This is a genomic window from Angustibacter sp. McL0619 (assembly GCF_049994355.1).
In the GTDB taxonomy this organism is placed as follows: Bacteria; Actinomycetota; Actinomycetes; order Actinomycetales; family Angustibacteraceae; genus Angustibacter.
In genome coordinates this window covers 3,634,862-3,650,149 of record NZ_CP188257.1, presented here as the reverse complement: position 1 = coordinate 3,650,149, position 15,288 = coordinate 3,634,862, and the positions used below count along the sequence as shown (strand labels likewise).

General features: G+C 71.8%; 15 protein-coding genes and 1 pseudogene. 10 read left to right on the top strand and 6 right to left on the bottom strand.

The annotated features are described in order from the left end of the window. Positions 1–28 precede the first annotated feature (28 nt). The 5 genes from ACPPVT_RS16910 to ACPPVT_RS16890 all read left to right on the top strand — a co-directional run bounded on the left by ACPPVT_RS16910 (position 29) and on the right by ACPPVT_RS16890 (position 6,552). Positions 29–568, top strand: coding sequence for a DinB family protein (locus tag ACPPVT_RS16910; protein WP_426562271.1), 540 nt, complete (start codon positions 29–31; stop codon positions 566–568). Between the two features lies 1 nt (position 569). Then, on the top strand, positions 570–1,805 hold the full coding sequence (locus ACPPVT_RS16905; protein ID WP_426562269.1) for a winged helix-turn-helix domain-containing protein: 1,236 nt from the start codon (positions 570–572) through the stop codon (positions 1,803–1,805). Positions 1,806–1,905: 100 nt separating this feature from the next. Next, positions 1,906–3,471 (top strand): DUF222 domain-containing protein, encoded by a 1,566-nt coding sequence (locus ACPPVT_RS16900; RefSeq protein WP_426562267.1) that lies wholly within the window; start codon positions 1,906–1,908, stop codon positions 3,469–3,471. After that, a complete protein-coding gene (locus tag ACPPVT_RS16895) occupies positions 3,468–4,811 on the top strand; it encodes an MFS transporter (protein WP_426562265.1) in 1,344 nt (447 codons plus the stop codon). Before ACPPVT_RS16900 ends, ACPPVT_RS16895 begins: the two co-directional genes overlap by 4 nt. A 142-nt stretch (positions 4,812–4,953) precedes the next feature. Then, complete coding sequence (locus tag ACPPVT_RS16890; protein ID WP_426562263.1) at positions 4,954–6,552, top strand: DUF4153 domain-containing protein; 1,599 nt, start codon at positions 4,954–4,956, stop codon at positions 6,550–6,552. Here ACPPVT_RS16890 and ACPPVT_RS16885 read toward each other — a convergent pair. Then, positions 6,549–7,502, bottom strand: coding sequence for a GlxA family transcriptional regulator (locus tag ACPPVT_RS16885; protein ID WP_426562261.1), 954 nt, complete (start codon positions 7,500–7,502; stop codon positions 6,549–6,551). The genes ACPPVT_RS16890 and ACPPVT_RS16885 overlap by 4 nt on opposite strands. A gap of 87 nt (positions 7,503–7,589) precedes the next feature. On the opposite strand from ACPPVT_RS16885, the gene ACPPVT_RS16880 reads away from it, so the two are divergent. After that, positions 7,590–7,838 (top strand): hypothetical protein, encoded by a 249-nt coding sequence (locus ACPPVT_RS16880; RefSeq protein ID WP_426562259.1) that lies wholly within the window; start codon positions 7,590–7,592, stop codon positions 7,836–7,838. 92 nt (positions 7,839–7,930) lie between these two features. Here the strand turns inward: ACPPVT_RS16880 and ACPPVT_RS16875 are convergent, their stop codons facing one another. Continuing rightward, positions 7,931–9,082, bottom strand: coding sequence for a GNAT family N-acetyltransferase (locus tag ACPPVT_RS16875; RefSeq protein WP_426562257.1), 1,152 nt, complete (start codon positions 9,080–9,082; stop codon positions 7,931–7,933). 55 nt (positions 9,083–9,137) lie between these two features. Between ACPPVT_RS16875 and ACPPVT_RS16870 the strand changes: the two genes are divergently transcribed. Beyond that, positions 9,138–9,416, top strand: a complete 279-nt coding sequence (locus ACPPVT_RS16870; RefSeq protein WP_426562255.1) for a GNAT family N-acetyltransferase — start codon at positions 9,138–9,140, stop codon at positions 9,414–9,416. Here ACPPVT_RS16870 and ACPPVT_RS16865 read toward each other — a convergent pair. Continuing rightward, on the bottom strand, positions 9,413–10,027 hold the full coding sequence (locus ACPPVT_RS16865; protein ID WP_426562253.1) for a GNAT family N-acetyltransferase: 615 nt from the start codon (positions 10,025–10,027) through the stop codon (positions 9,413–9,415). The genes ACPPVT_RS16870 and ACPPVT_RS16865 overlap by 4 nt on opposite strands. Before the next feature lie 129 nt (positions 10,028–10,156). Between ACPPVT_RS16865 and secA the strand changes: the two are divergent. Both secA and ACPPVT_RS16855 read left to right on the top strand, forming a co-directional pair. After that, positions 10,157–12,748, top strand: a pseudogene (gene secA, locus ACPPVT_RS16860) (preprotein translocase subunit SecA); the annotation flags it as partial. A 12-nt stretch (positions 12,749–12,760) separates the two neighbouring features. Continuing rightward, positions 12,761–12,913: an SEC-C metal-binding domain-containing protein gene (locus ACPPVT_RS16855; RefSeq protein WP_426567185.1), complete on the top strand. Its 153-nt coding sequence runs from the start codon at positions 12,761–12,763 to the stop codon at positions 12,911–12,913. Positions 12,914–12,916: 3 nt separating this feature from the next. Here ACPPVT_RS16855 and ACPPVT_RS16850 read toward each other — a convergent pair whose 3' ends face one another. Both ACPPVT_RS16850 and ACPPVT_RS16845 read right to left on the bottom strand, forming a co-directional pair. Further along, positions 12,917–13,447, bottom strand: a complete 531-nt coding sequence (locus tag ACPPVT_RS16850) for an Rv3235 family protein (protein ID WP_426562251.1) — start codon at positions 13,445–13,447, stop codon at positions 12,917–12,919. Continuing rightward, complete coding sequence (locus ACPPVT_RS16845; protein ID WP_426562249.1) at positions 13,444–14,310, bottom strand: LysM peptidoglycan-binding domain-containing protein; 867 nt, start codon at positions 14,308–14,310, stop codon at positions 13,444–13,446. Before ACPPVT_RS16845 ends, ACPPVT_RS16850 begins: the two co-directional genes overlap by 4 nt. A gap of 118 nt (positions 14,311–14,428) precedes the next feature. Here ACPPVT_RS16845 and ACPPVT_RS16840 point away from each other — a divergent pair, with 118 nt between their 5' ends. Continuing rightward, a complete protein-coding gene (locus ACPPVT_RS16840; RefSeq protein ID WP_426562247.1) occupies positions 14,429–14,995 on the top strand; it encodes a hypothetical protein in 567 nt (188 codons plus the stop codon). Here ACPPVT_RS16840 and ACPPVT_RS16835 read toward each other — a convergent pair. Beyond that, the gene (locus ACPPVT_RS16835) at positions 14,984–15,238 is read right to left on the bottom strand and encodes a helix-turn-helix domain-containing protein (RefSeq protein WP_426562245.1); all 255 of its coding nucleotides are present in this window, start codon (positions 15,236–15,238) and stop codon (positions 14,984–14,986) included. The genes ACPPVT_RS16840 and ACPPVT_RS16835 overlap by 12 nt on opposite strands. Positions 15,239–15,288 lie beyond the last annotated feature (50 nt).

Genomic DNA, 15,288 nt, shown 5'->3' with positions numbered 1-15,288 from the left:
GTCGGTGGCTTCCGGCAGGATCAGGCCCATGACATGGACTGCACCCCTTCCCGAGGCGGCGGACACCCAGGGCACCGGTGCCGAGCGCGAGCAGCTCGAGGAGTGGCTCGACCAGCATCGGTCGACCCTGCTGTGGAAGTGCTCGGGCCTGACCGCTGAGCAGCTGAAGGAAGCGGCCAACCCACCGTCCGTGCTGAACCTGCTCGGGTTGGTGCGCCATCTCACGGACTGCGAGCGCTGGTGGTTCAGCTACCAGGGCGCCGGTCTGCCGTTTGTCCCGGTGTACTGCACCGACGCGGACCCCAACGCGGACTTCGACGGGGTGCCGGACGCCGACCCCGCCCTCGACCTCGAGCGGTTCTGGTCCGAGGTCTCCGCTTCCAAGGCCGCGACCGCCGGGCTGGGCCTGGACGCGCCGGTGACGACGCACTCGGGTCGACACGTCACCCTTCGCTGGGTGTTCCTGCACATGATCGAGGAGTACGCGCGGCACAACGGGCACGCCGACTTCCTGCGGGAGTGGATCGACGGCGCGACCGGGGACTTCCAGCACCGCGCGAGCAGCTGACGTGCCGCTCCCGGACAGGCTCTCCGCAGCCTCGGCGCGCCGGATCGCGTTGGCCGCACAGGGTTTCGCGGAGCCGAGGCCGACGGGTCCGGTGACCATGCGGCACGTGCAGCGAACGATCGACCGGCTCGGCATCGTGCAGATCGACAGTGTCAACGTGCTGGCCCGCAGCCAGTACGTGCCGTTCTTCTCCCGCCTCGGCCCCTATGACACCGGCCTGCTCGACCGGGCGAGGGACCGTCGTCCGCGCCGGCTGGTGGAGTACTGGGGGCACGCGGCCAGCCTGGTCCCGCCGTCCACGATCCCGTTGCTGCGCTGGCGGATGGAGCGCGCCCGCGAGGAGGCCTGGGGCGGCATGGTCCGGGCCGAGCAGGAGCACCCCGGCCTGGTCCAGGTGATCCTGGACGAGGTCCGAGACCGTGGGCCGATCACCTCCGTCGAGCTCGAGGCGGCGATCGCGCACGACGCCCCGAGAGACCGCACCGAGTGGGGCTGGAACTGGTCCGTGGTCAAGCGCATCCTCGAGCTGCTGTTCTGGGCGGGCGAGATCAGCTCGTCGGGCCGCACCAGCCAGTTCGCTCGGCTCTACGACCTACCCGAGCGGGTGCTGCCGCCGACGGCGTATGCGGCACCGACACCCTCCGACGACGAGGCGCACCGCCAGCTCGTGTCGATCTCGGCCCGGGCCTTCGGGGTGGCCACCGAGTTCTCACTGCGCGACCACTTCCGGCTGGCTCCGGTCGCCGCTCGCGAGGCGATCGCGTCGTTGGTCGCCGATGGTGAGCTGGTGCCCGTCCGAGTGGAGGGCTGGCCGCGTCCTGGCTACCTGCACGCACAGGCCCGGCGACCACGGCGGGTGCAGGCGCGGGCGCTGGTCAGCCCGTTCGACTCGCTGGTCTGGGAGCGGGCCCGCACGCTCGACCTGTTCGGTTTCGACTACCGCATCGAGATCTACGTGCCGGCGCCGAAGCGGCGGTTCGGCTACTACGTGCTGCCCTTCCTGCTCGGTGACACCCTGGTCGCACGGGTCGACCTGAAGGCCGACCGGCAGGCGGCCGCTGGGGCTGGCGTGCTTCGGGTCCAGGCGGCGTGGGCCGAGTCCGGCGCGCCAGTGCAGACCCCGGCCGAGCTGGCGGCCGAGCTGCACGAGCTGGCCGGTTGGCTCGGGCTGGGCGCGGTCACGGTGGCTGGCCTCGGCGACCTGGCGCCTGCGCTTGCCGAGCAGCTGCGCGCCTGACGGCTGCCCATCCAGATTCGTTGTGGCACAGGTGGTCTGTCCACAGGAGTCGGTGCGTGCGCGGCACCCGCTGTCGGTGGCGCTGTCTAGGTTTGTCCGCATGGGACAGGGGTGGGAGATGCCGGCGGACGGCACGCGCGCTGCGGCGGCCGTGCCGTCTGATGCTCTGCTGTCTGGTCGCACGCATGGGCTCCGTTCACTGGCCGGCGAGATCGCGGCTCGCCAGGCCGAGCAGCTGAAGCTGGTGGCGACCCTGCTCGCCGAGTGCCGTGCAGACGTGCCGGGCGGTGGCCGCGGCATCAGCTCGTCGTCCGACGCAGAGGCGATGGCCTGCACGCTGGCCGAGGCGGAGCTGTCGGTGACGCTCGGCATCAGCGGGCCGCAGGCGGCCCGGATGCTCGTGCTGGCGGACCGGGTCGTCCGCGTTCTTCCGCAGGCACTGCAGGCGTTGCGCGACGGCCGGATCGACCTTCCCAGGGTCAGCGCGCTCGCGCAGGCTACCGAGGTGCTCGCCGATCCGGATGCTCGGCAGGTCGCCAGCGTGGTGCTGGCTGACGCGGGGGAGAGGCCATGGCAGGGCCCGTCGCCGCGTGCGTGGCGCGCGCGGGTGGAACGCGCTGTTGTCGCGGCCGACCTCACGGCTGCGGAGCGACGACGCCAACTGGCGCTCGCGGCTCGGCAGGTACGCGCGTGGGCCGAGCCGGACGGGATGGGGGTGCTGCAGGTGCGCGCCGGTGCCGCCGACGTCGCGATGATCGACCAGGTCGTCACGGACCTGGCGACGAGCCTGCCGTCGGTGGATGCCGACGGATCGCGGCGCACGCTGGACCAACGGCGCACCGATGCGGTCGTCGAAGTGTTCCGACGGATCCGCGGCCACTCGCTGGCCGAAACCACCGAAGCACGGGCGGCCATCGACGCCCCGCTGCCTCGGGTGCCGGTGCGGGCGGCGCGTGACATCGGCTTGGTCCTGCACGCCGACACCCTGTTCCGGTACGGCCCGGCTGCCCGCGCGCTGGGCGAGCAGCGAGGGCTCGGCCGACCCGCACCGCTCGATCCCCGTAGCGCGTCCCGCGAGGCCTCGCGCCAGCTGGCCGGGGGAACGGGTCTGCAGGTTCTGGTGGTCGACGACACTGGCGCGCTGCAGCGCCTGGTCCCGCTGTCCAGCGCTTCTGCAGGAGGGGACCCGTGGACTCGTGCAGCCCTGATCGACGCCGTCCAGCAGGCGCTTCCCAGGCTCGGCAGCCTGAGCCCGCTGAGCACTGCGCGGTACGCCCCGACGTCGGCCATCGCGGCTCACGTGCGGGCCGAGGCGGCCACCTGCTCGTTCTACGACTGTCCACGGCAGTCCAGGGCCTGCGACCTGGACCACGACGAACCGTGGCCGAGGGGTCCGACGGCCGTGACGAACCTCGATCCCAAGTGCCGGCGCCACCACCAGCTGAAGACGCACCGGTTGGTGCGGTCCGACCTGCTTGCCGGTCCCGGTCGAGGGCCGCGACGGGTCAGCTGGTCGATGACCGGGGGCCTGTCGGTGACGACGACAGCACTGTCGCTGCCGGGGTGCGCGGACGAGCCTCCCGGCAGGCCGCGCGCCATTTCGTCGACGGTTGGCTGGATGTCTGATGGAGGTCTTCCGGCCGAGCCAGCGAAGATGGTGGGGTGAAGCGCTTCCACGTCCACCGTGCCTGGCTGATCGCCTTGGTGACCTTTGGCGCGCTGCTCTGCGCGGCCGGGTTCCGGTCCAGCACGGGCGTGCTGATGGAGCCGTTGGAGAACGAGTTCGGCTGGTCGCGCGAGCTGACCTCGGCAGCGGTCACGCTCAACCTGGTGGTGTTCGGGCTGACCGCGCCGTTCGCTGCCGCGTTGATGGAGAAGTTCGGCATCCGACGGGTGGTCGCCAGCGCGTTGTGCCTGGTCGCAGTCGGCTCCGGCCTCACCGTGCTGATGACCGCATCCTGGCAGCTGGTCGCGTTGTGGGGGCTGGCCGTCGGGCTGGGCACCGGTGCGATGGCGTTGGTGCTGGGCGCGATCGTGGCCAACCGCTGGTTCGTGCGCCATCGTGGCCTCGTCACCGGCCTGTTCTCGGCCGCCTCGGCGACGGGCCAGCTCATCTTCCTGCCGTGGATCGCCTACCTCGCGGTGCATGTCGGCTGGCGGTGGTCGGCCGGGGTGGTTGCGGGGGCGGCGCTGCTGCTGGTGCCGCTGGTCCTGCTCTTCCTGGCGGACCGGCCGTCGGACGTCGGTTCCACCGCCTACGGCGAGGCAGCGGCGGCGGAGCAGGCGGACCCGGACCCGGACCCGCCGACAAACCTCCCCGCCGGCCTACCGACAGATCAGTCCTCTGGCCAGCCGACCTCGGCGGCCAGGCTGGCGGTGCACACCTTGCGGCAGTCGCTACGTTCGCCGGCCTTCTGGATCCTGGCCTGCACGTTCTTCATCTGCGGCTGGTCCACGAACGGCCTGATCGGCACCCACTTCGTGCCGGCTGCGCATGACCACGGCATGCCGGTGACGACCGCCGCGAACCTGCTGGCCGTGATCGGGATCTTCGACATCGTCGGCACGGTTGCCTCCGGATGGCTCACCGACCGGGTCGACCCTCGCCTGCTGCTCGTCGTCTACTACGGGCTGCGCGGGCTGTCCTTGCTGGTCGTGCCGGCGCTTCTCGGGCCGAGCGTGCACCCCAACCTGTTCCTGTTCATCGTGTTCTACGGACTCGACTGGGTGGCCACCGTGCCACCGACGATCGCGTTGTGCCGCAGCCACTTCGGACTCGAACGGTCCAGCATCGTGTTCGGCTGGGTATACGCGTCGCACATGATCGGGGCGGGGATCGCCGCGACCTTCGCGGGGACGATCCGGGAGCGGACCGGCTCCTACGAGGTCGCGTGGTGGACGGCGGGTGCGCTGTGCCTGGCCGCCGCCGTCGCGGTGCTGGGCATCCCGACCCCCGGCGGGCGACGAGCACGAGCACGCGAACTGATGCCCACGCCGGTCGGCTAGCTGTGACCTGCACTCTGGACCTGCACTGTAGATCTGCACACCAGACCTGCACACCAGACCTGCACATGTACGGCTGAACGTCCACAGAACCTTCCCGAAAGTGCTGTGCGACAAGGGTTACGTGGCTTCTAGGTTCTGTGGCATGAGCGACGAACAGCGACCTCCCGACCGTTCGATCCCGCCGAACGCCCTCACCGGGCCGGTCCCCGCGGTCGCAGGGCCGGTGCCAGGGCAGGGTGTCTCCGCTGCCTGGCCGCGCTGGCCCGACCGCCCGCCGTCAGCGCTGACGACTGCCGCTCGCGAGTTCTGGGCGGACCGACGTCCGGCCGCCTCGGTCGGGGCGCTGGCCTGCTGTGGTGCGGTGGCCGTCGTGGCCGGACCGCTGACGGTCGGCTACCGCCCGGGCCTCGGTCTGGCGGTGCTGGCTGCGCTCGTCTGGTTCGCCGCGATGCCCGCGCTGCTGCGCCGGGGTCGCCGCCTCGACCTGGCAACGGCCGCGGTGTCCGTGGCCCTGGCGGCGATGGTGGCGGTTCGCGACGCCGGCTGGGTCGTCGGGCTGTGCCTACTCGGCGCGGTCGGCACCGCGGTGATCGCCGCCGGGGCCGCGCGCACGGTTGCCGGGATCGGCCTGAGCGGGCCGAGCGCGGCGGCCGCCTCGTTGCGTGCGGTGCCGTGGCTGCGGTCCGGCGTGGTCACAGCGCTGGGTGGGCGCCGGGAGCGCCTGTCCGGACTGCTCCGTAGTCTGGCGCTCACGCTGTGCTTGCTGCTGGTGTTCGGGCTGCTGCTGGCCCAGGCCGACCGGGTCTTCGCGAGCTACCTGCCGATCCCGCGGCTCAGCCGCGTCCCCGCCCAGTTCGTGGTCGGCGTGCTGGCCCTGGTGGTCAGCGCCACGCTCGCCCACCTGTCCCGGCGGCCGCCCAGCTGGTCCGAGCTCGCGCTCCCGCCCGGTCGACCGGCCCGCCGGGCGGAGTGGCTGCTGCCCGTCGTGTCGCTCGACGTCCTGGTGCTGGCCTTCGTCCTGGTCCAGCTCGGCGCGTTGCTCGGCGGACACCATCACGTGCTGCGGACGGCTGGGCTGACCTACGCCCAGTACGCCCGGCACGGCTTCGCCCAGCTCGTCGTCGTGACCGCGCTGACGCTCGTCGTGGTGGCCGTGGCGGCGCGCCGGGCACCGCGCGAGACGGCGTCCGACCGCCTGGTGGTGCGAGTCGCGCTCGATGTGCTGTGCCTGGCCTCGCTGGGCGTGGTCGCGTCCGCGCTGCGGCGGGTCGACCTCTACGTCGAGACGTTCGGGATGACCAGGCTGCGGCTGGTGGCGATCACGGCCGAGCTGTTCCTGGCGGCTGTGTTCGTCTTGGTCATCGCGGCCGGGCTGCGCGGGCGGGCCAGCTGGCTGCCTCGTGCCGTCGTCCTCGCGGCCGCGGCCGCAGTGCTCGGCCTGGCGGCGGTGAACCCGGACGCCCGGATCGTCCAGTACGACACGCGGGCGGGCCTGGCCCGGCAGCCGGACGTGTCGTACCTGGCAGGCCTGTCCTCGGACGCGGTGCCTGCCATGGACCAGCTCGCCGAACCACTGCGAACGTGCCTGCTTTGGAATGCGCCACGGGACGGCCAGCGCGGGCTGCGGGCCTGGAACCTCGGGCGCTCCCGGGCGGCGGCTCTCCTCGGGCGGACCGGTCCGGTCGACTCCGCCGTCAGCGCGCCGTGTGCCGCCCTCTTCGTCGGTGACGCGCAGGGCTAGGCGCTGCGGCAGAACGTGCGGCGGTAGTCAGCCGGCGGGACGCCGACCACCTTGCGGAAGTGGTGCCGCAGCAGCGCGGCCGACCCGAAGCCACTGCGCTCGGCGATCTGGTCGACACCTATCGAGGTGTCCTCCAGCAGCCGACGGGCCAGCAGAACCCGCTGCGTGGTCAGCCAGCGGTGTGGCGTCGTCCCGGTCTCGGCGACGAATCTGCGGGCGAAGGTCCGCTCGGACATCGCCGCCCGACGGGCGAGGGTGGCCACGGTGTGCTCGGTGCGGAGCTCCGCCAGCATGAACTCGAGCACGGGTTGCAGACTGTCCGCCTCGCAGGTGGGGATGGGCTGCTCGATGAACTGGCGCTGACCGCCGTCGCGCTGCGGGGCGACCACCATCCGCCGGGCGATGGTGGTGGCCGCGGCCACGCCGACCTCGCGCCGAACCAGGTGCAGAGCCGCGTCGATGCCGGCCGCCGTTCCAGCGCTGGTGATCAGTTTGCCGTCGTCGACGAACAGGACGTCGGGGTCGATGTCGGCCGAGGGGAAGCGTCCGGCCAGCTCGTCGACGTGGGCCCAGTGCGTGGTGCAGGGGCGCCCGTCCAGCAGGCCGGCGGCGCCGAGCAGGAAGGCTCCGCTACACACCGAAAGCAGAATGGCGCCGTTCGCCGCGGCCTGGCGCAGCGCCTCCAGCACCGCGGGCGGGTAGTCGTCCCGGATCCGCGCGGCCGGCACCGCCACCAGGTCGGCATGGACCAGGTCGTCCAGCCCGTGGTCGGGCACGACCTGCGCGCCGACGCTGAGCCGCAGCGGCTTGCCCGGGTGCTCGCCGCAGATCCGGAAGTCGAACGGCGGCACCCCCTCCTCGGTCCGGTCGATGCCGAAGACCTCGCAGATCACCCCGAACTCGAAGGGTGCGCAGTCTTCGACCAGCAGCACGGCGACGGTTCTCAACATGCCTGCCACCCTATGTGGCAGAATCTTTTTGCACAATGACATCTCTGCCACTCGTGGCGGATACTCGATGAGCGCATAATTACTGCCATGAGCACCGTACTGACACTCCTGGTCCTGACCGCCTTCGTCGCGCTGGTGCTGCGCCAGCTCGAGAACAACGCGAAGCGCTCGCGTGGCGGCGTCGACGCTGCCCCCGGCACGGCGCAGCTCGACCGCGACGCGCAGCGGGTCGCTGCCGACCTGACCGCCGAGGCCTCAACCCGGCTCAGCGGTCGCCGGGCGCACTCTTCGTCACGCCGCCAGCAGGTCGGCCGGCACGTCGCCCGCCCAGCCTGACCGCGTGAACGTCGGCCACTCGACCACTCGACCACTCGGCCACTCGGCCACTCGGCCACTCGGCCACTCGACCACTCGGCCACTCGACAGGTTCAGGCCTGCGGGACGACGTCCGCCAGAGCCTCGTACAGCTCGAGGTCCTGGACGGACCCGTCCCGCAGCCGATCCACCCGGTGGGCGGTGCCGTAGTGACACAGCCCGGCTCGTTCGGCCACGGCCCGAGAGGCGCTGTTGTCGGTCGCGGCCCGCAGGGTGACCCGGTCCACGCCGAGGCCACCTTCGTCCACCGGTGCCAGCGCGTAGCCGATCACCAGGCGCGCCGCCGCGGTGAGCACGCCGCGAGCGCGAGCGTCCGGATGAGCCCAGTAACCGATCTCGCGGTCGGCCAACGGCCCGTCCAGCTTCATCAGGCTGATCGCCCCCAGGCACGTGTCGCTGGCGGCGTCGGCAACGCACCAGTAGATCCCGGTGCCCGAGGCAGCCTCCTCCTCTCGTGAGCCGACGTACCACTGCGCATCCGCCAGCGTGTACGGCGACGGCAGGCCCGGCAGCCAGCGCTGGGTGCGCTCGTCCGCGCAGCCCTCGACCACCCGCGGGACGTCGTCCGCGCGCCACGGTCGCAGCCGGACCAGTTCGTCCGCCAGGGTCGGCACCTCGAGCCACGCCGAGGTCGGTGCCAGCTCGTCGCCGGGCACGACGGACCCGATCCAGGCGTCGTGCATGACGCCGCGCTGGGGGACCAGCCCGCGCACCGTCCCCTCGATCCGGAAGCCGCACGCCCAGGCCACCCGGCGCGAGGCCCAGTTGCCGACGTGCGCCCGCCAGTGCACGACCAGCTGGCCGGCACCGCCCTCGTCGATCGAAGCGAACGCCCAGCCGAGAGCCAGCCGCACCGCCCGCGACATCACGCCCCGCCCACGGGCCCACGGGGCCAGCGCGAAGCCCAGCTCGGCGGCGCCTGTGCCGTTCGGCCGCAGACTGAGGTTCCCGGCGAACCGGCGCGCCCCGTCCTGGTCCGTCGCCTCGATCGCCCAGGTGCAGTCGCCGTCCCGCTCCCACTCGGCGGCCCGGCCCGCGATGAACTCCTCGGCGTGCTGGCGCTGGTAGGGCACCGGCACCGTCGTCCAACGCTGCATCTGCGGGTCCTGGCACATCTGCAGGCAGGCGTCCACGTCGGCCACCGTGTGCTGGCGCAGCGTGATGGCGTCAGGCTGCTCGTCGTCGGTGAGCGTCGGCGGCTGCATCGCCCAAGCCTGTCGCGTGGTCGCGGCCGCGCGCAATCTCATTCAGGATGACGCCATGACTGTCGAGGTGCACGACCAGCCGGAACGACACCGGTACGAGGCGAGCGTGGACGGTGAACACGCGGGCGCGGCCTACTACCTGCACGCGGACGACGTCCTGACGTTCACCCACACCGAGGTGGACGACGCGTTCGAGGGCCAGGGTGTCGGCTCAGCGCTGGTCGGCGGGGCGCTGGACGACGTCCGCCGGCGCGGCCTGAAGGTGCACCCGCTGTGCCCGTTCGTGCGGGCGTACCTCACGCGGCACCCGGAGTACGCCGACCTGGTCGTCTAGCGACGGACCCGTCCGTGCAGGCAGACGTCGTGCCGGACCACCGCAGCGTCGGGGCTCTCGCGCAGCGGCAGGAACACGTCCCGGCGTCCTTCGATCGCGAAGCCGGCCCGCACCGCCGTCCGGCACGAGCCCTCGTTCTCGACGGCGTGGTCGAGCTGGACGCGGTGCACGTCGCCGCCGGCCGGGTCCAGCAGCCACTCGGCCAGCAGTCGCAGCGCGGTGCTCGCCACCCCGCGGCCTCGGGCGCCGGGGGACACCCCGTAGCCGACGTCGAGGATGGAGAACGGCCACATGGGGTGGGTGTTGCGCCAGTCGATGCTGCCGAGCACCTGCCGCGGGTCGTCGTCGTCCACGATGGCGAACGAGTTCGGCCTGCCTTCCTCCTCCGCCTGCACTGCCTTGCGCACCCGCTCGACGCAGTCGGCCGCGTCGGGCGTGTTGAACACGGGCGACCAGCGCCGCATGTCGGGGTCTTCCTGCAGTTCCAGCAAGGCCGGCACGTCGTCGGTGCTCCAGACCCGCAGACGGATCCCGGCGGCGCTCAACCCACCCTGGGGCCAGCGTCCGGTGGCCGGTACCAAGTGCTGGGGGTCGGGGGCTTCCTCGCTCATGGCGGCAGTATCGCCGAAGCCCCCGCGCGTGGTGCGTACGATGGATGCGGCCCGCGTACGGCGGGCCGGTGCCGTCCCCCGTCGCGACCCGCCCGGACGATGCGCACCCGAGCCTCCGGGAGACATGGCGTGCCGAAGATCGTCGAGAAGCTGCTGCGCGCAGGCGAGAAGCGGCAGGTCAAGAAGCTGCACGAGCTGGCGATGCAGGTCAACGCGCTGGAGGACGACTTCGTCGCGCTCACCGACGCCGAGCTGCGCGAGGAGACCGACCGCTTCAAGGCCCGGATCGCGGACGGCGAGTCGCTGGACGACCTGCTCCCGGAGGCCTTCGCGGCAGTCCGCGAAGCGTCCAAGCGCACCCTGGGCCAGCGGCACTTCGACGTGCAGCTGATGGGTGGTGCAGCGCTGCACCTGGGGAACATCGCCGAGATGCGCACCGGCGAGGGCAAGACCCTCGTCGCCACCGCACCGGCGTACCTGAACGCGCTGGCCGGCAACGGCGTGCACGTCGTCACCGTCAACGACTACCTGGCCGAGTACCAGTCCGACCTGATGGGCCGCGTGCACCGTTTCCTCGGGCTGACCGCCGGCTGCATCCTGTCGCCGATGAACCCGGCCGAGCGGCGCGAGATGTACAGGTGCGACATCACGTACGGCACCAACAACGAGCTCGGCTTCGACTACCTGCGCGACAACATGGCCTGGAGCAGCGACGAGCTGGTGCAGCGCGGGCACCACTTCGCGATCGTCGACGAGGTCGACTCGATCCTGGTCGACGAGGCCCGCACGCCGCTGATCATCAGTGGCCCCGCCGACCAGCCGACCAAGTGGTACGTCGAGTTCGCCCGGGTCGTCGGCCGGCTGCAGCGCGACCGCGACTACGAGGTGGACGAGAAGAAGCGCACCGTCGGCGTGCTGGAGTCGGGCATCGACCGGGTCGAGGACTACCTCGGCATCGAGAACCTGTACGAGAGCGCGCACACCCCGCTGGTGGGCTACCTGAACAACGCGGTCAAGGCCAAGGAGCTGTTCAAGCGCGACAAGGACTACGTCGTGATGAACGGCGAGGTGCTGATCGTCGACGAGCACACCGGGCGCATCCTGGCCGGGCGTCGCTACAACGAGGGCATGCACCAGGCCATCGAGGCGAAGGAGGGTGTGGAGATCCAGAACGAGAACCAGACCCTGGCCACAGTGACCCTGCAGAACTACTTCCGCATGTACGACAAGCTCGGCGGGATGACCGGTACGGCCATGACCGAGGCCGCCGAGTTCAACCAGATCTACAAGTTGGGCGTCATCGAGATCCCGACCAACCGGCCGATGATCCGCAAGGACCAGCCCGATCTCGTGTACCGCACAGAGGCCGCGAAGTTCGGCTCGGTCGTCGACGACATCGCCGAGCGAAGCACGGCCGGGCAGCCGGTGCTGGTCGGCACCACGAGCGTGGAGAAGAGCGAGACCCTGTCTCAGCAGCTGCGCAAGCGCGGGATCGCACACGAGGTGCTGAACGCCAAGCACCACGAGCGCGAGGCCGCGATCGTCGCGCAGGCCGGTCGCAAGGGTGCGGTCACGGTCGCCACCAACATGGCCGGTCGCGGCACCGACATCATGCTCGGCGGCAACGCCGAGTTCATGGCGGTGGCGGCCCTGAAGCAGAAGGGCCTGGACCCGGTCGAGACGCCGGAGGACTACGAGGCGGCCTGGGCCGGTGCGCTGGAGTCGGCGCAGAAGGCCGTCGCGAAGGAGCACGACGAGGTCACTGAGGTCGGCGGCCTGTACGTGCTGGGCACTGAGCGGCACGAGTCCCGCCGCATCGACAACCAGCTGCGGGGTCGCTCCGGCCGCCAGGGCGACCCGGGGGAGAGCCGTTTCTACCTCTCGCTCGAGGACGACCTGATGCGGCTGTTCAACGCCGGCCTGGTCGACCGAGTGATGGCGACGTCGGGTATCGGCGAGGACGTGCCGATCGAGTCGAAGATGGTCTCCCGCTCGATCGCCTCGGCGCAGAGCCAGGTCGAGGGCCAGAACTTCGAGATCCGCAAGAACGTGCTGAAGTACGACGACGTGCTGAACCGCCAGCGCGAGGTCATCTACGCCGAGCGTCGCCGCGTCCTGGAGGGCGAGGACCTGCACGAGCAGGTGCGCCTGTTCATCGACGACGTGGTGAGCGGGTACGTGCACGAGGCCACGGCCGACGGCTACTCGGAGGAGTGGGACCTCGAAAAGCTCTGGAACGCCCTGCGCACCCTGTACCCGGTGGGCCTGAGCGTCGAGGAGCTGCTCGAGGAGTCCGGTGGGCGGCAGGGTCTGACCGCAGACATGCTGCTGGCCGAGCTGAGGTCGGATGCCCAGGTGGCCTACGACAACCGCGAGGCGAGCCTGAGCGCCGAGGTCACTCGCGAGCTGGAGCGCCGGGTCGTGCTGAGCGTGCTGGACCGCAAGTGGCGCGAGCACCTCTACGAGATGGACTACCTCCAGGAGGGCATCGGCCTGCGGGCGATGGCCCAGCGCGACCCGCTCGTCGAGTACCAGCGTGAGGGTTTCCTGCTGTTCACCGCGATGAACGAGGCGATCAAGGAGGAGTCGGTCGGGTACCTGTTCCAGCTCGAGGTGCAGGTCGAGGGCGAGGAGCACGGCGAGGAGGCCGAGGCAGAGCCGGCGCCGCACATCGTGGCCAAGGGTCTGGAGGAGCCACAGCGTCCCTCGCACCTGCAGTACTCCGCCCCGACGGTGGACGGCGAGGGTGGCCTCGAGGTGCGCGACAGCGATGCCTCCGCGGTCGCCACGGCCGAGGTCCAGTACCCGGGCACCCCGAAGAACGCGCTGTGCCCATGTGGGTCCGGCAAGAAGTACAAGCGGTGCCACGGAGAAGGCCTGGCCTAGCCATCAGCGGGTCTCCAACGCGGTGATCCGCCAGCGGCCGTCGTGGCCCTCGAGCCGCAGCGCGACCGCATGCGTGCGCTGTTGCCCGTTGACGACCGCGCACACCTCGGCCACCCCGTCAGCCGGCTCGCAGACGCGCACGCTGCGCACCTGCGGTCGGCGACGGGGTGCTCCGCCCGGCGCGGGCGGTGGCATCCGCTCGCGCCGCACCTGCTCGTAGACGCCGGTAGAGGTCCAGCGCAGCAGCTGGGTGCAGGGGCGCTGGCCGGCCACCACCTCGACGAGGACCTGGACGAGGCCCCGGCTCCAGGCATCCGGGTCGGGCAGGTCGCGCCGCGGCGTGGCCACCGGGCCGAAGTCGTCGTCCGGATCGTCCTCGCCGTCGGCGAGGACCAGCCGCAGGGTGCCCTGGACGGCGAGTGGTCCCGGCGCGCCGCCCCGGCGGTGGCGCACCAGCCGCACCTGCACGTCCCCCACCTCGATCGGCGGGGCGGCGTCCGGGACGGGCATCGGGCGCAGTGCGGTGGCGGTCATCGGGAGCCACCGGCGAGCCCGGGCGCGACCAACCTGGTGCCGGGCACGAGGTGGTCCGGATCGGCGCCGACCGCCTCTCGGTTCGCGGCCCACCACCGGTGCCATTGCGCCGCGACCTGCGCGTCGCTGGCTCCGCCGCCGAGCTGCCGGGCGGCGAGCGTCCACAGGCAGTCGCCTCGCCGCACGACCACATCGTTCGCGGTCCGGTCGGTCAGCGGCGTCCGTGGAGTGAGTGATCCGGCGCTGACCAGGTGGACGTCGGCCGGCGGGGTCGTCGGCGTCGCTGGGGCTTGCGCGACCCAGCCGGGCGTGGGAGCCGGCGCCGCAGCCTGGGGACTCGCTCCCCAGCCGGGCGATGGCAGGGCCGTGCTCGACCCTGGCGTGGTGGCCGTGGCCGTGGCAGTGGCACTGGCCGTGGGCGTGGCCGTGGGCGTGGCCGTGGGCGTGGCCGTGGTCCCGGTGGTGACGGTGGCGACCGAGGCGGCGCTGGCAGCACCGGCACCGACCAGTCCGACGCTGACAGTCAGGGTCGCGACGATCACCGGTCGCAGCAGGGCCGGGCTGAGCCGGACCGCGAGCCTGCCCGCCGCCCTCCCCGCCGGGCCGTCCACCGCGACGCCCGAGGTTCGCGGCCTCGCAAGCGCGCCGCACGCCGCGGCGATCCCGGTGACCAGGGCGCAGCAACCCAACCTGGCGAGCAAGGCCGCCGCAGCGACCGCCGCCAGGGCCAGCAGCAGGTCGGCCGGCTGCTGCGCCGAGTGTTGGGTCTGCCAGGCGAAGCAGGTCAGCGACCAGCCGATGGCCGTCGCCGCGGCACCCCCAGCCAGCCACACCACCCCGATCAGCGCCACACGAGCTCGCATCCACGCCCCCTAGCGTTCGTTTGCCTATGTTTGCGTGTGTTCACCATGATGTGGCGTAGCCGCTCGGTCAAGTTCAACCGGAGGATCTGTGGACAAAGCGGCCTGTTAGATTCCTGGCGTGCGGTGGGAGCGGCTGTTCGAGGACCTCGAGGGCCAGCTGGCCGCGGAGGACGCTGACGAGCTGTCGGCCGAGATCGGTGAGCGGACCAGGTTGGAGCGCTCCCGGCTGGCGCTGGCCGACCGGTTGCTCGGCTGGCTCGGCCAGCCGATCGTCGCGCACCTGGTCACCGGCCACCAGGTGGCCGGGCGGCTCGCGGATGCCGGGTCGGACTGGCTGTTGGTGGACGGACCCGCGCTCACCTTGGTGCCGGCCGCGGCGGTGAGCAGCCTGGGCGGGCTAGGTGCTGCGACGACCGCGCCGGGACTGGAGCTCGCCCGTCGGCGCTACCGGCTGACCGCGGTGCTGCGGGCCATCGCCCGCGACCGGTCGCCGGTGCGACTGCTGCTCGACGGCGGTGCCACCTTGACCGGGACGATCGACGCGGCAGGTGCGGACCACTTCGACCTCGCGGAACACCCGGCCGACGAGCCGCGCCGGCCACGATCGGTGCTGGGGGTCCGCACCGTCCCGCTGGCCTCGCTGGTCACCGTGCAGCCGGCTCCCGGCACAACCTCACTGGCCTGACTCGACGGGCTCCTCGACGTCCTCGTCGGCCCCGCCGAACGGGTGCGACTGCACGAAGTCGCGGGTCTGCACGTACATCCGCTGGATGTAGGACTCGAGCTCAGTGGTCTCGACCCGCCACTGGCCGCGTCCACCGACCTTGATGGCCGGCAGGTCGCCGGAGCGGACGAGGGCGTACGCCTGCGCCGCCGAGATGTTCAGCTGCTCGGCGACGTCCGGCAGGGTGAGGAACCGGGGTGGCATCGAGGCTCCGTAGGCGGCGGCGACAGGGTCGGCGGCCCGCGATCGGACCG

What these genes read in the sequence shown, in the direction of transcription:
- ACPPVT_RS16910 (WP_426562271.1), top strand. Translation starts at nt 29, where the DNA reads ATGACATGGACTGCACCCCTTCCCGAGGCGGCGGACACCCAGGGCACC.
- ACPPVT_RS16900 (WP_426562267.1), top strand. Translation starts at nt 1,906, where the DNA reads ATGGGACAGGGGTGGGAGATGCCGGCGGACGGCACGCGCGCTGCGGCG.
- ACPPVT_RS16890 (WP_426562263.1), top strand. Translation starts at nt 4,954, where the DNA reads ATGAGCGACGAACAGCGACCTCCCGACCGTTCGATCCCGCCGAACGCC.
- ACPPVT_RS16885 (WP_426562261.1), bottom strand. Translation starts at nt 7,502, where the DNA reads ATGTTGAGAACCGTCGCCGTGCTGCTGGTCGAAGACTGCGCACCCTTC.
- ACPPVT_RS16880 (WP_426562259.1), top strand. Translation starts at nt 7,590, where the DNA reads ATGAGCACCGTACTGACACTCCTGGTCCTGACCGCCTTCGTCGCGCTG.
- ACPPVT_RS16875 (WP_426562257.1), bottom strand. Translation starts at nt 9,082, where the DNA reads ATGCAGCCGCCGACGCTCACCGACGACGAGCAGCCTGACGCCATCACG.
- ACPPVT_RS16870 (WP_426562255.1), top strand. Translation starts at nt 9,138, where the DNA reads ATGACTGTCGAGGTGCACGACCAGCCGGAACGACACCGGTACGAGGCG.
- ACPPVT_RS16865 (WP_426562253.1), bottom strand. Translation starts at nt 10,027, where the DNA reads ATGAGCGAGGAAGCCCCCGACCCCCAGCACTTGGTACCGGCCACCGGA.
- ACPPVT_RS16850 (WP_426562251.1), bottom strand. Translation starts at nt 13,447, where the DNA reads ATGACCGCCACCGCACTGCGCCCGATGCCCGTCCCGGACGCCGCCCCG.
- ACPPVT_RS16845 (WP_426562249.1), bottom strand. Translation starts at nt 14,310, where the DNA reads ATGCGAGCTCGTGTGGCGCTGATCGGGGTGGTGTGGCTGGCTGGGGGT.
- ACPPVT_RS16835 (WP_426562245.1), bottom strand. Translation starts at nt 15,238, where the DNA reads ATGCCACCCCGGTTCCTCACCCTGCCGGACGTCGCCGAGCAGCTGAAC.